The sequence below is a fragment of the Nocardia bovistercoris genome, assembly GCF_015674855.1.
In the GTDB taxonomy this organism is placed as follows: Bacteria; Actinomycetota; Actinomycetes; order Mycobacteriales; family Mycobacteriaceae; genus Nocardia; species Nocardia bovistercoris.
In genome coordinates, this window is record NZ_JADMLG010000004.1 from 205,475 (window position 1) to 220,918 (window position 15,444).

4 protein-coding genes and 1 tRNA gene are annotated in these 15,444 nt (G+C 67.7%); 2 read left to right on the top strand and 3 right to left on the bottom strand.

Going from position 1 to position 15,444, the window contains the following annotated elements:
• Positions 1–323 precede the first annotated feature (323 nt).
• Entirely contained in the window at positions 324–737 is a 414-nt protein-coding gene (locus IT779_RS12050; RefSeq protein WP_196149355.1) for a hypothetical protein, read from the top strand.
• A 180-nt stretch (positions 738–917) separates the two neighbouring features.
• Here the strand turns inward: IT779_RS12050 and IT779_RS12055 are convergent, their stop codons facing one another.
• The 3 genes from IT779_RS12055 to IT779_RS12065 form a co-directional block, all read right to left on the bottom strand.
• Complete coding sequence (locus IT779_RS12055) at positions 918–3,557, bottom strand: AAA domain-containing protein (protein ID WP_196149356.1); 2,640 nt, start codon at positions 3,555–3,557, stop codon at positions 918–920.
• A 406-nt stretch (positions 3,558–3,963) separates the two neighbouring features.
• Positions 3,964–4,947 carry a hypothetical protein gene (locus IT779_RS12060; protein WP_196149357.1) on the bottom strand — a complete coding sequence of 328 codons (984 nt, stop codon included), beginning with the start codon at positions 4,945–4,947 and terminating at the stop codon, positions 3,964–3,966.
• Between the two features lie 670 nt (positions 4,948–5,617).
• Positions 5,618–5,699 (bottom strand) — tRNA-Leu (locus IT779_RS12065).
• A 389-nt stretch (positions 5,700–6,088) separates the two neighbouring features.
• Between IT779_RS12065 and IT779_RS12070 the strand changes: the two genes are divergently transcribed.
• Positions 6,089–15,436 (top strand): type I polyketide synthase, encoded by a 9,348-nt coding sequence (locus IT779_RS12070; protein ID WP_196149358.1) that lies wholly within the window; start codon positions 6,089–6,091, stop codon positions 15,434–15,436.
• Positions 15,437–15,444: the final 8 nt, after the last annotated feature.

A 15,444-nucleotide genomic window follows, 5' to 3' on the forward strand; every position in this document is an offset into this window, starting at 1 on the left:
GGGGTTGTCGGCGGGGCGGATCCAGCCGGAGTCCTCGGCGAACCGGTACACGCAACGCAGGGCGCTGACGAAATGCACACCGGCGCTGGTTGCCGCCGCGGGAGGCGCGGTTGGTGTGCGCCCCGGCTTGGATGCGGCGGACCATGTCCTCGAACTCGGTCTTGTCCGGCTCGTCCAAGCGCCGGTCGCCGAAACCTGTCAGCAGGTGGGTGAAGTGGGTGTCGTAGGTAGGTGCAGAAGAACGTGAATCCCAAGACCGGTGAAGTATTTGCCCGCACCAATAGTGACAGTGTGCGGCCTGCGACAGCGGAGGAGATCCCCTGATGAACCTACCGGTGGATAACAGTCGGCTGGAAGCTGTTCTCGCGCGGTCGCGAAGCGGTGATGGTTTGACGCGAGTGAACGCGATCCCCGAGTTGGGTGATTTCATGGACGATGTCAGGGCGCGCGACAGGTTGACAGAACTGCTCGACGACGAAATCGTCACGATGGAGGTCGATGCGGCGGAGGTGCTGGCGAGGAAAGGCGGAGCAACCGGCATCCTCGCAGTCCTCGAAGTGCTGGGCCGTCGCCGCGACGATCCCGACGCCGATTACATGGCATACCGGCTGAATGAACTCGACGCGGGCGGTGAGGTGCCGGTCGTCGAGATCGTAGAGTCGTCGGGGCGAGAGTTGTCGGACAACGCCGCGATGGCATTGCGAAATCTGAAAGCGCTGCGTCATTCCCCCCGGTAAGTGATCGCGGGGCAGTTTTCGCGGGGGTGGCAGCGGCTCAGATGACGCAGTTGAGGCAGTTCGCAGTGAGCGATTTCGCCGTCGGACAAGCGGGTGCGTTGGCCGATCAACGTGAGCAGGTACGCGACGGGCTTCGGCCGGTGAACGATGCTGCCTGGGTACGATCGCAGACCGGGACCGTCACCTCTCGGCGCTTGTCCCCGCGCGAGCCGTTGTCAGGATCGCGAGTTCACGGCGCAGCCGTTCGATCTCCGCACTGCCGGTGGTGGGAAACCGAAGTACCGGAATTCCGTACGCGGCACAGATCGCGTCTTTGATCGCATCGCGGCGAAGCTGCTCGGGCCGGGCCTCGTGATAACTGAAGCCGTCGACCTCGATCACACAGACGCGTTCCTTGGTGACGCTGTTGAATACGTCGAAATCCACCGATGCACTTCGATGTCCGACGAATCGACGCTGTTCGGTCGTGAGTCGCTCGGTGTCCGGCAGCAGATTCTTCAGAATCACCTGTTCGGCGAAGCGGATCCCCTGGAATCGGTCGTCCTCCAGGACCTCTTCCAGCACGGCTCGCATGATGTTCTCCGTCTGATGCGGCGACTCTTCCCTGATTCGGGAGGCTATCGGTAGCAGGCGGGCAGAGTAGTCGCGATAGAACAGATCGAAGACCGACACCACCGAACTGTCGAAGATCTCCTTGTTCGGGTTCTGGTATCGGATATAGCCGATCAGGTCACGTAGATTTCGACTCGTGGGCAGCATGTCGTAATTCGTCACCAGGACAAAGCGTTTCATCGCTCGCGAAACCGCCACATTGACCAGTTCCGGTCTGTCGGCGAACTCCAGTCCGCGACGGCCGCTGCGAGTTTCGTCGAGAACCGTGGTCATCACGATCGCTTCCTTCTCCCTGCCCTGGAAGCTGTGCACGGTATCCGATTCGATACTCGCGATGAGCGCGTCGGTCACGCGGTTCGCCTGCTTCCGATACGGTGTGGTCACTCCGATCTGGTCGGCTGAGAATTCCGTGCAGAACCGTGGCAGCACTTCGCGCTCGATGACGTCGATCTCCCGCTGGTTGATCCGCTCGACCTTGTCACTTCCTCGGACCCGTCGCATATGATTACCTTCGGCGGTGCGAGCGAGGATCATCGCCGGGTAGCCGTCGGTAACACGGGTGAACGGGACCAGGCGGTCGTCGTAGAACTTCTGGTTGCAGAAGCCGATGATCGCCGGATCGCATCGGTAGTGCTCGCGCAACATCACCCGCGGCAGTCGGTCGCCGTACAGGGCTGTCAACGAGGAGAGCAGACTGTGTTCTCGGTAGTCGTAGGCGGCGTTCGGTGCGAGCGGATAGGGCTTCTCCTCATCGATGGTGGGTTTCAGCTGGCGCAGATCACCGACGACGATCACATTACGGCCGCAGGCCAATACCGCTGCGGCGGAGAGCAAATCGGCCTGCGATGCCTCGTCCACGATCAGGTAGTCGACGAGACGACCCGCTCCGATGCTGTTCTGCAAGGAGTGGCAGGTGCTCAGGATCACCGGATAGTCGCGGCTGAAAGTATGCCAATTCCTCTGGTATCGGGAGTCGTAGCGGCGAGTAGGGCTGTGCTCGTAGCGTCGACGTAGTTGTTCGATCAGCCATTCCTCGGACTGCTCGCGTTGCTCCTCTGCCAGCCGATCGAACTCTCGGTGTTCCAACGACTTCTGGATCGAGTCGATCCGCTGTTCGAGCTCGGCCATCTTCTTCTCGTAGTAGAGCTGCTGCAGGCGCAGGATCACATCGATGTCGCGTGCGTCCGCGAACCGCATCGAGCGATACCGGAAGAAGTTCCCGATCCGTTGGATCGTCCCTGCGATCCCGCTGGTGCGCGCCAAGTCCGGATCGGTGGCGATGATGAATGCGAGGATTTTGGCCGATCGCCACCGCAGGACCGGGAGTCGCTCCTGATCCGGCAGCTCGTGACGTTCCAGGTATCCACTGAAGTGGCTGTACTCCAACCGATACGCGGCAAGTTCGGTCCGCAACTCCGCGAGTTCGCGCTCGCGCTCGCGCAGACCGAGTAGGCGGCCGTCGAGCGCGGCCATCTCCTCGGCGCGACGCACCGCCCGCGCGGGCGATCCCCGCAGCTGCTCGACCACCTGATTCCGGCTGTCCTGCGTCCCCAGGAAGGTGATCCTCTTCTCACGGTTCCCGAGATTGGCCGTGACGTAACCGAATCCGGCCTTGACGAGTTTGGTGTGGACGTTGTCCACCGCCGCATTGTTGGACGAGACCACGGCCACCGTCTTGGACTCGTCCACGATGATATTGGCGATGAGATTCAGTATGGTTTGTGTCTTGCCCGTACCGGGCGGCCCATCGATCACCGAGATCGTGTGTCGCAGTGCGCAATCGATGGCCGCGCGCTGACTCAGGTTCGTGTGAAACGGGTACAGCGGCGGTGAGTCGGGGCGCTCGACAGGTTCGATCGGCGCGGCATCGAGATACCTGGCCAACGCGCTGTCAGGATGCACCGGCAACCCTTTGCCGTGCATGTCACGCAAAGTGCGCCCGCCTTCGGGCAACCGCACCGCGATAGCCTTCCAATAGGCGAGTATCGCCGCCGGGCCGTCATCGAAGCCTCCGTCCCGGACGATACGTACCTGATCCGGCGCCCGCACGCTGAATCTGCCTGCCGTGCCGTAGAAGACATGCCACGATCCCTGCCCCCACCCATTGAAATAGCAGGCCGAGGTCGCATCTTCGACGAGCCGCCCGTCGACCTCGATCCGGAACTCCGGCCCTGCGGCAATCACATCGGGATTGCTCAGAATCAGCACACGCTGTCGGCCATAACGAAAGCTTCCGCCGTCCTTGAATGTGACCCGAATCGCATTCGCTTCCCCGTGCGCATCCGAGACATCCGCGGTGCGATCCCGGAAGGGCGCATCGGGTGAATCGCGGATCAGCACGGCTATGAGACCCGGATCGACCACGTCATCCCCCTCATCGCGACGATCGGAACAGATCAGTCGCTACTCAGTTGCTCCGCTTCCATTGCGGCACTTCGTGTTACGAATGATACCCAAGGCTGTCCGGTCGTCGAGGTCCTGGCGCGATGCGCCCCTGGTACCAGCCGACTGGTCTCATCCACCTTGAAAATTCCGTTCCGGTCGTATGGACCACGAATCGGAGCCCTCCGTGAGAGCGGGGGAAGCTGAAGTAGACATTTCAGCGCCGGGGTGGTCAGGTTCGGGTGCGGCGCCAGTCTTTCCACCGTGTGGGTGCGACGCTGCCGATGGTGTCCGGGATGCGGGCGACCTGGGTGAGGTGGTCCACCCGCAGTCTCAGTCGCGGTGCGTCGAGGAACTGGTGGGTGGATCGTCGCCACATACCGTAGGCGATGTAGAACCGGCCCAGTCCGTCTGCGAAGGCGTGCTCGATCAGATCGCTCTTCCCGGTGACGTAGAGCCTTTCCTGATGGGGCTCGTCGGGTTCGGGCAGCAAGGCGTAGGAAGCGGCGCGGTAGCTGTCCGATCGGGGGCGTGGCGACTTGTTCCGCGGGGACTTTTGTGCGAGGAAGATGACGGCGACGGGATGGGCCAAGTCCGTGCCGTCGGGTCGTAATCGGCTGCGTAGGTTGAAGATCCGTTGCGGGGTGTAGAGGAAGTGCAGCCATGGCACCCGTTCGCCGCGGCATTCGGCGACCCATTCGATGTTCGGGTCGACATCGCGATCGGCGTAGTCCTCGATGAGGGCGGCGATCTTCGTCGCGGTGTTGAGAACGGTGGTGAGTTTGTCGGCGACTGTTCGGCTTCCGCCGCCGATGCTCTCGTATCGAGCGGACGGGCCGAACGCCTCGGGTAGCACGAGCCGGTATTGCGGACGGCCGTCACGTGGCCGATCCCGCACCAGAGTGTCGGCACTGCTGTCGCTGATCACGCGGATCCGCTCGTCGATGTTGAAGATGCAGCCCGCTTCGTGCTCGTTGCCGCCGTCGCGATATGGCTTGCGACGGAAGTACGGCCGGACGGGCGGGCGGCGTTCCTTGGGCGGGGAGTAGACCGGCTGCACGACGGCGTCGCAGTCCGAGCACCGCAGCGGTGCGTCCGTCCACTCGTGCCGTCTGGTCGGGATATCCTCGGCCCTGAGAATCTCGTGCGGGTCGGTGTCGATCCGACGTGCTCGTAGCATCGCGATCGTCGACTGATGTTCGTGTACTTCCCCCACCGATCGATTATGCCGTCGACCGGTCGTCGGTCCGAGTGAATCCGTGGGATCCGTATCGAAATCCATATCCTGACAGCGGATCTCGACAGGACGCGATGGCGCCTCTGCTCCCGGCTTCCAGCGAAACTTCGTGAGTGACGATCCGCAAGGTGGATACCCGGGTGTCGGGGGCGCGGCCGTGCCTGCCGATGTGGTGTGGGCGCTCGCGGTCGTCGACCTGGTATTCGAGATTGTGCTGGAGGAAGTTCGCTCTCCGTGACCATGACCTCGGTGCCGGGAGCAGGGGGCTTGCAAAGCACTGGTGTCGCGGCATGTCAATTCGGGACGGGTGTTCGGTTGCTAGTCCAGCGTCTTGAGGATGGTGTCGGTCATGGTTCGGCTCGTTGGTGCCCGCGGTGCGGGTTCCGTAGCCGAAACTCGCTGTCGGGGGGACGGACCACGCGGTTCGTGACCTGTGGTCCTGGAACAGGTTCCTGCAACTGTTGCCATAACGGGATGACCGGGGAGATCATCGCTCATCGCTTCCGTCAGCAAGCATTCGGCATACATTGGCGGCGGCGTGGAATCGCGGGTGTGTTGCCGATCGGCGCAGGTCAGGTGGTGGAATCTCTGATCGGCCGTGGTGGCGAAGAGGGGATCGCGCGCCTCCGTCGTGGATGACGGGGAGCTGTGCGCGAGAGGGGACTTGAACCCCTACGTCCGTGGACACCAGAACCTAAATCTGGCGCGTCTGCCAATTTCGCCACTCGCGCTTGATGGTACGACCGTGCAAACTCTACCGGGCTTGACCGGGATCGCGAAGAACATGTGGCGAGTGTCGTACTCGTCGGTAACCCGACCTGGGATTATAACGGTTTGATAACGGTCAATATGAGGGGTGCTCATGTTTCGTACGCGTTGGTAACCGGATGGACCAGCGGGTTCAAACATGAGGAGGGGTCATGTTTCTGTTGGTTCTGGTACGGGCGTGCTCGAATACCGGGGGTAGGGGGCTCGCCGACGGGCAGAACGTGAGGATTTCCTCATGATTTTGTGGAATCCTCGCCGATAACAGACCTAGAAGGTCGCGCAAGTGGATGCGAACCGGAGGGAGCGACGTGCCGGACGGGGCAGGTCGCCGAGAGAGAAAGTCGATAGCGCCTTGACGATCAACGAGAGCACCGAGACCGGGACCGGAGCGAGCGCCAAGGTCACCGCCCAGCAGGATGGGGTGCGGGCGCCGCTGTTGGATCGTCTTCTGGGCGGCGCGCCGTATGCGCTCGCCTTCGGGGGACAGGGAGCGCAGTGGTTGGGCGAACTCGAGGAGATCGGGCGTGACAGCGCGCTCGAGCCGGAGCTGACCGAGCTGGTGAACGAGGCGGCCGCGCTGCTGGAACCCGTTGCGCGGCAACTGCTCGTGGTTCGGCCGGTCGGATTCGACCCCATCGGGTGGATGCTGGAGCAGGAGCTCGCCGACCCCGATGCGGCGGAGGGATCAGGAGCGCCTTCGGACACGGTGCTGCGCAGTGCGGCGGTGTCGATGCCCGGCGTGCTGCTCGCGCAGCTGGCGGCGCTGCGGGCGCTGCGGTTGCAGGGGCTCGATCCGGCCGAGCACGCGCCGGTCGCGGTGGTCGGGCATTCGCAGGGTGTGCTGGCCGCGACCGCGGTGGCCACCGGCGGCGCGCGCGACGCGGAACTGCTCGCTTTCGCCCAATTGATCGGTGCGGCAGGCGGTTTGGTGGCGCGGCGGCGCGGGCTGATGCCGGTGGGCGAGCGTTCATCGATGGTCGCGGTGTCCAATGTTGATCCTGAGCGGCTGCGCGCGGTGCTGGCCGAGGTGTCCGAGGGCGTCGATCCGAACGCCGCGGCGGTGATCTCGATCCGCAACGGGCGCAGGCGAGTCGTGTTGTCGGGTACGCCGAATCAGATCGATCGGGTGCGTGCGCGTTGCGCGGAGATCCACGACGAGCAGAGTCGCGCGCGTGAGGCGAAGCAGTTCGGCGGCGCGGTGTTCGCGCCGGTGTTCGAGGACCTGCCCGTGGATGTGGCGTTCCACCATCCGGCGCTCGGGGAGACCGTCGACCTGGTCGGCGGTTGGGCCGCGCAGTGCGGGCTCGATCGGGAACTGGCCGAGGAGCTGGCCAAGGAGATCCTGGTCGATCCGATCGACTGGGTCGAGGTCGTCGACGGTGTCGTCGCCTCGGGGGCGCAGTGGATTCTCGACCTCGGACCGGGTGATCTGCTCAGCCGGGTGACCGGCGGGTCGCTCAAGGGTTCGGGTGTCGGGGTGGTCGCGGCGGCGACGCGCGCGGGGCAGCGGAGTCTGCTGACGCCGGGCGCCGCGCCGACGGTGGCCGCGCCGTGGTCGGCGTTCGCGCCGCGTCCGGTGCGACTGCCCAACGGGCGCATCGTGGTCGAGACCTCGTTCACCAAGCTGACGGGCCGGTCGCCGATCCTGCTCGCGGGCATGACCCCGACCACGGTGGATGCCAAGATCGTCGCGGCGGCCGCGAACGCGGGGCACTGGGCGGAGCTGGCGGGCGGCGGTCAGGTCACCGAGCAGATCTTCGCCGATCGGGTCGCGGAGCTGAAGACGCTGCTGCATCCGGGGCGGGCGGTGCAGTTCAACTCGCTGTTCCTCGACCCGTACCTGTGGAAGTTGCAGCTCGGCGGTAAGCGCCTGGTGCAGAAGGCGCGCGGCGCGGGCGCACCGTTCGACGGCGTGATCGTCACGGCGGGCATTCCCGAGCTGGAGGAAGCGGTCGCGCTCATCCACGAGCTCACCGAGGTCGGGATCAGCCACGTCGCGTTCAAGCCGGGTACGGTCGCGCAGATCCGCGCGGTGCTCCGCATCGCCGACGAGGTCCCCGGTTACCCGGTGATCATGCACATCGAAGGCGGCAAGGCGGGCGGCCACCACTCCTGGGAGGACCTCGACGACCTGCTGCTCGAGACCTACGCCGAGCTGCGCTCTCGCGACAATGTCGTGGTGTGCGTCGGCGGCGGCATCGGCACGCCCGAGCGGGCCACCGAATACCTGACCGGCGAATGGTCGGCCGCCCACGGCTACCCGGTGATGCCGCTGGACGGCGTCCTGGTCGGCACCGCCGCCATGGCGACCCTCGAGGCGACCACCACCCCCGAGGTGAAGCAGCTGCTCGTCGATACGCCCGGTACGCCGGAATGGGTCGGCGCCGGTACGGCGGTCGGCGGCATGGCTTCGGGCCGTAGCCAATTGGGCGCGGACATCCACGAGATCGACAACGCGGCCTCGCGCACCGGGCGCCTGCTCGACGAGGTCGCGGGCGACGCCGACGCGGTCGCGCGGCGTCGCGAGGAGATCGTCGCCGCGCTGAACTCCACCGCCAAGCCGTACTTCGGCGATGTCGCGACCATGACCTACCTGGAATGGCTCGAGCGCTATGTCGAGTTGGCCGTCGGCCTGGATCGGCGCAAGGACTTCGACTGCGGCAGCGATATCGGCGACGCCATCATCGACGCCACCCGTTCGGTGTGGCTGGACATCACCTGGCGCGACCGGTTCGCGGAAATGGTGCGGCGCACCGAATCCCGCCTGAACGCGGCCGATCACGGCGAGATCGAGTCGCTGTTCGCCGCGGACACCGAATTCGAGCGGCCGGTCGACGCGATCTGCCGTCTGCGCGAGCGGTATCCGTCCACCGAGAAGACCCTGTTGCATCCCGCCGATGTGCCGTTCTTCGTCTCCCTGTGCAAGATCCCGGGCAAGCCGGTGAACTTCGTCCCCGTGGTCGACGCCGACGTGCGTCGCTGGTGGCGTTCGGACTCGCTGTGGCAGGCCCACGATCCCCGCTACAGCGCCGATCAGGTGTGCGTCATTCCGGGCACCGTCGCGGTCGCGGGCATCACCCGCGTCGACGAGCCCGTCGGCGAGCTGCTCGACCGGTTCGAACAGGACACCGCGTACAGCCTGGTCCGCGCGGGTGTCGTGCCCGCCGTTGTCGACGCGCGACGCGCGGCGCTGACCGGCGGGTCGATCGGCACCGTGCTGGCCGCGCCCGACGTGCAGTGGGCCGGACGCACCACCATCAACCCGGTGCACCGCCTCGGCGAGGTGTCCGAATGGACGGTCGACGGCAAGGGCGCTGTGCATCCGCGCACCGGCGCGACCCTGGTCGAGACCACCGGACCCGCCGCTGACGAGTCCTATGTCGAACTCGCGGTGCCGCTGCTCGGCCGCGACACCGTGCGCATCAGGCTGACCGTCCCGGTGTCGGCCTACAACGGCGGCGCGCCCGTGGTCACCGAGGAGGACGCCGACGCGGCCATGTCGGCGCTGCTCGCGGTCGCGGCGGGACAGGACCTGCCCGAGGTCAAGGGCGGGATCGCGCACCTGAACGTGGCGTGGACCCCGGATCTGATCGCCGACCACGCCGGTGTCACCGGTTCGGGTCTGCCCGCCGCGTTGAGCACTCTCGGTCGCACCGTGCCCGACGTGCTCGTCGGCGCCTGCTGGCCCGCTGTCTTCGCGGTGCTCGGCGCCACCCGCACCGCCGAGGGCGCGAGCGTCATCGAGGGCATGCTCGACCTGGTCCATCTGGACCACCGGATCAGCCTGGAAGGCGATCTGCCCGCCGACACCAGCGTGCTCGTGGTGCGCGCCGAGGCGGGCGAGACCGTCGACACCGACCTCGGTCGCGTGGTCGAGGTTCGGGTGCGGATCACCGGCATGCTGGACAAGGTCGAGACCGGCCTTTCCATGCCCACCGTGGCGACCCTCACCGAGCGTTTCGCCATCCGCGGCCGCACCGGCGCGGGTGAACTGTCCGATCCGCCGCGCGCCGCGGGCACACTTTCGGAGCAGGCCGCCGACACCCCGCGGCGCAGGCGTCGCGATGTCACGATCGTCGCGCCGCGCGCCATGCACGCGTTCGCCACGGTCTCGGGTGACCACAACCCGATCCACACCAGCGAATCCGCCGCCAAACTGGCCGGACTCGGCAGCCCGATCGTGCACGGCATGTGGCTCTCGGCCGCCGCGCAGCACGCGGTATCGGCGGTCGACCCGGAGAGTTCGGTGCCCGCTCGCACCCTGACGGCGTGGACCACCCGGTTCCTCGGCATGGTCCGCCTCGGCGACCGGATCGACGTGCGCGTCGAGCGGATCGCGGTGGACGCGGGCAGCGAGATCGTCGAGGTGTCCTGCCGCGTCGGCGGCGACCTGGTGATGACCGCGACCGGCCGCACCGCCGCACCGCGCACCGTCTACGCCTTCCCCGGCCAGGGCATCCAGCGCAAGGGCATGGGTCTGGACGCGCGTTCCCGTTCCAAGGCCGCCAAGGCGGTGTGGGACCGTGCCGACAAGCACACCCGCGAGGCGCTCGGGTTCTCGATCCTTGCCGTGGTCCGCGACAACCCCGTCTACCTCAAGGCCCGCGGTGTCGAGCACCGGCACCCCGATGGCGTGCTGCACCTGACCCAGTTCACCCAGGTCGCGATGGCTGTCCTGGGCGTCGCCCAGGTCGCCGAACTGCGCGAGGCGGGCGCCATGGTCGACGGCGCCATGCTCGCCGGACATTCGGTCGGCGAATACAACGCGCTGGCCGCGGTGGCGGGCGTGCTGCCGCTGGAGGCGGTGCTCGAGGTGGTGTTCCAGCGCGGTTCCGCGATGCACCAGCTGGTGCCGCGTGATGCCAAGGGCCGCAGCGACTATCGGATGGCCGCGATCCGTCCCTCGCAGATCGGCCTGCCGGACGAGGACGTCGTGTCCTTCGTCGCGGGCGTCGGCGCGGCGGCCGGTGAATTCCTCGAGGTCGTGAACCTGAACCTGCGCGGCTCGCAGTACGCGATCGCGGGCACGGTCGCCGGCCTGGAGGCGCTGGAAGCCGAGATCGACCGTCGCCGTGCGGAATTCGGCGGCAAGCGGGCGTTCATCCTGGTGCCGGGCATCGACGTGCCGTTCCACTCGACGGTGCTGCGCAAGGGCGTGCCGGAATTCCGGCAGAAGCTGGCGCAGTTGCTGCCCGAGGACCTGCACCCGGAGATCCTGGTCGGACGCTACATCCCGAACCTGGTGCCGAGGCCGTTCTCGCTGGAGCGCGCGTTCGTGCAGGAGATCGCCGATCTGGTGCCCTCGGAGCCGCTCGCGGCGGTGCTCGCCGACTTCGACAGCTGGTCGGCGCGCCCGACCGAGCTGTGCCGCGTGGTGCTGATCGAGCTGCTCGCCTGGCAGTTCGCGAGCCCGGTGCGCTGGATCGAGACCCAGGACCTGCTGTTCACCGACGCCGCGCACGGCGGACTCGGGGTCGAGCGGTTCGTCGAGATCGGTCTCGGCGCCACCCCGACCGTGGCGAACCTGGCGAGCCAGACGTTGAAGCTGCCGAGCTTCGGCACCGTCACCGTCGAGGTGCTCAATATCGAGCGCGAGGCGGGGGTCGTCTACTCCACCGATACCGATCCGGCGCCCGCCGACGAGCCGGAGGAGACTGTCGAGCCCACCGCCACCGCCGCTCCCGCGGCAGCCACAGCTCCCGCCCCGGCCCCCGTGGCCGCCTCGGGTGGTCCGCGTCCCGACGACATCGTGTTCAGCGCCGCCGACGCCACCCGCGTGCTGATCGCGCTGTGGACGAAGCTGCGGCTCGATCAGATCGGCCCGGTCGACACCATCGAAGGACTGTGCGACGGCGTGTCGTCGCGCCGCAACCAGCTGCTGGTCGACCTCGGCGCGGAACTGTCGCTCGGTGCGATCGACGGCGCCGCCGACGCCGACATGGGCGCGCTCTCGGTCACCGTCGAGCGTCTGGCCCGCACCTACAAGCCGTTCGGTTCGGTGCTGTCGGACTCCATCGGCGACCACCTGCGCAAGGTGTTCGGCCCCTCGGGCAAGCGTCCGGCCGCGATCGCCGAACGCGTCAAGAAGGTGTGGGAGCTCGGCGACGGATGGGGACATCACGTCACCGCCGAAGTGTCGCTCGGCACCCGTGAGGGCGCCAGCGTGCGCGGCGGCGACCTCGGCGGACTCGTCGGTGGCGCGCTCGCCGACGCCGCGAGCGTCGACGCGGCCATCGACGCCGCGGTGCAGGCGGTCGCGGCGCGGCGCGGTGTCACCGTGACCCTGCCCGCCGCCGGTGGCGGTGGCGGCGGCACGGTCGACGCCGCGGCGCTCGGCGAGTTCACCGAGCAGATCACCGGGCGCGATGGCGTGCTCGCCAAGGCGGCCCGCGTGATCCTGAACGAACTCGGTCTGGCCGAGCAGGTCTCGGCGGGCGAGAAGACCGACGAGTCGCTGGTCGACCTGGTCTCGGCCGAACTCGGCTCGGACTGGCCGCGACTGGTCGCCCCGGCCTTCGACGCGCGCAAAGCGGTGCTGATCGACGACCGCTGGGCCACCGCCCGCGAGGACCTCGCCCGGCTGTGGCTCGGCGAGGACACCGTGGATACTGCGATCGACGGATTCGTCGGTGCGGGTGCAGCCGTTGCCGCGCAGGCGAACTGGTGGCGCGAGCGGGCCAAGCACGAGGCCAGGTCGGTACTGGCGGGCGTCTACGAGAGCATCGCCGAGGTCGCGACGAGCACCGAGGCGCCCGGCGTGTGGGCAGGCGAGATCGCCGTGATCACCGGCGCGAGCAAGGGATCCATCGCGGCCGCGGTGACCGGTCGGCTGCTCGGCGGCGGGGCCACCGTGATCGTCACCACCTCGCGGCTGGACGACGAGCGGCTCGGTTTCTACCGCAAGCTGTACCGCGAGCACGCCAGGCAAGGGGCGGCGCTGTGGGTCGTGCCCGCGAATATGGCGTCCTACCAGGACATCGACGCGCTCATCGAGTGGGTCGGGGCCGAACAGGTCGACAACGCGGGGGGCGCGAAGGTCAAGACCAAGGACGCCATGACGCCGACCATGCTGCTGCCGTTCGCGGCGCCGCGGGTCGCGGGCGACCTGTCCGACGCCGGTGCGCGCGCCGAGATGGAGATGCGGGTCCTGCTGTGGTCGGTGGAACGCCTCATCGGCGGACTGTCCGCGCTCGGCGCCGACCACGATGTCGACGCGAAACTGCATGTGGTGCTTCCGGGTTCGCCCAACCGCGGCATGTTCGGCGGTGACGGCGCCTACGGCGAGTCCAAGGCCGCGCTGGACGCGGTGGTCGCCAAGTGGCGGGCCGAGAAGTCGTGGTCCGCGCGGGTCACCCTGGTGCACGCGCTGATCGGCTGGGTGCGCGGCACCGGTCTGATGGGCCACAACGATCCGATGGTGAACGCCGTCGAGAAGGCGGGCGTGCAGACCTGGTCGACCGTCGAGATGGCCGACGAACTGCTGAAGTGGTGCACCGAACGCGCCCGCCTCGTCACCTCGTCCGGGCCGCAGCAGATCGATCTGACCGGCGGACTCGCCAGGGCCAAGCTCGACCTGCCCGCGCTGGCCAAGCAGGCCGCCGAGGAAGCGGCCGATGAGGTCGCGCCGGAGTCCGCCGCGGCGACCATCGCGGCGCTGCCAGCACCGCCGACCCTGAGTTCGGCGCTGCCCGTTCCGGAATGGGGCGAGGTGAGCGTCGACCTGTCCGACATGGTCGTCATCGTCGGCGCGGGCGAACTCGGCCCGTACGGTTCCTCGCGCACCCGTTTCGAGGTCGAGGTCGAGGACCGGCTCTCGGCGGCGGGCGTGCTGGAACTCGCGTGGACCACCGGCATGGTGACCTGGGAGAACGATCCCAAACCGGGGTGGTACGACGCCGAATCCGGTGACTACGTCCCCGAATCCGAACTGGTCGAGCGCTACCACGACGCGGTGGTCACCCGCTGCGGCGTGCGCCGCTACGTCGACGACGGTGCCATGGTCGACAACACCGCGCCGCTGATGACCTCGGTCTTCCTCGATCAGGACCTGTCGTTCACGGTCGGCGGCGAGGCCGAGGCGCGCGCCTTCCACGCCAGCGATCCCGAGCACACCGTGATCACCCCGGTCGCCGACTCCGGCGACTGGACCGTGACCCGCAAGGCGGGCACCGAGATCAAGGTGCCGCGCAAGGCGAAGCTGTCGCGCACCGTCGGCGGGCAGATCCCCACCGGCTGGGATCCGACCATCTGGGGCATCTCCGCCGACATGGCGTCCTCGGTGGACCGGGTGGCGCTGTGGAACATCGCCTGCACGGTCGACGCGTTCGTGAGTTCCGGATTCAGTCCGGCCGAGCTGATGAGCTGGGTGCATCCGAGCCTGGTCGCCAACACCCAGGGCACCGGCATGGGCGGCATGTCCTCGATGCGCTCGCTCTACATCGACAACCTGCTCGGCGAGTCGCGGCCCAACGACATCCTGCAGGAGGCGCTGCCGAATGTGGCGCTGGCCCACGTGGTCCAGTCCTACGTCGGCTCCTACGGCGCCATGGTGCATCCGGTGGCGGCGTGCGCGACCGCGGCGGTCTCGGTCGAGGAGGGCGTGGACAAGATCCGCCTCGGCAAGGCCGACGTGGTGGTCGCGGGCGGCTTCGACGATCTCGGCATCGAGGGCATCGTCGGCTTCGGCGACATGTCGGCGACCGCGGATTCGGCGGCGATGAGCGCCAAGGGCATCAGTGACCGGTACTTCTCCCGCGCCAACGACCGTCGTCGCGGCGGCTTCGTGGAATCGCAGGGCGGTGGCACGGTGCTGCTGGCGCGCGGCGACGTCGCGCTCGAGATCGGCTTGCCTGTGCTCGGTGTCGTGGCCTACGCGCAGTCCTTCGCCGACGGCGTGCACACCTCGATCCCGGCGCCCGGACTCGGCGCGCTCGGTGCGGGTCGCGGCGGGCGTGACTCCCGATTCGCCGCCGAACTGCGCAAACTCGGGGTCGGCCCGGACGATATCGCGGTGGTCTCCAAGCACGACACCTCCACCGCGGCCAATGATCCGAACGAGTCGGAACTGCACGAGCGGCTGGCCACGGCCATCGGTCGTTCCGAGGGCGCCCCGCTGTTCGTCGTCTCGCAGAAGTCCCTCACCGGACACGCGAAGGGCGGCGCGGCGGCGTTCCAGATGATCGGTCTGTGCCAGGTGCTCGAACAGGGCGTGGTGCCGCCGAACCGCAGCCTGGACTGCGTGGACGACAAGATGCTCGCCTACCCGCACCTGGTGTGGGCGCGCGAACCGCTGCGCTTCGGTGCGCGGTTCCCGCTGAAGGCGGGTCTGGTGACCTCGCTCGGCTTCGGCCACGTGTCGGGTCTGCTCGCGATCGTGCATCCCGAGGCGTTCGTGCGGGCCATCGAGCCGGGGCGGCGCGAGGAGTACCAGCGTCGGGCGCAGGAGCGGCAGCTCGCGGGCAGGCAGCGCTTCGCCGAGGCCATGTGCGGCGGCTCCGCGCTCTACGAGCGTCCCGCCGACCGTCGCCTCGGCGGTGACGGCACGCCCGCCGCGACGAGCAGGCAGCTCGAGGCGGATGTGCTGTTGTCGGCGCGGGCGCGGTTGTCCGGGGAAGGTGTGTACCGGGCGGACGGTTTCGGGTGCGGCGCCGGACAACTCGGGGTGGATGGTTCCGCCCCGGTCGGCCCCGCGGCGTCGTAGGCTGCCGG

What these genes read in the sequence shown, in the direction of transcription:
- IT779_RS12050 (WP_196149355.1), top strand. Translation starts at nt 324, where the DNA reads ATGAACCTACCGGTGGATAACAGTCGGCTGGAAGCTGTTCTCGCGCGG.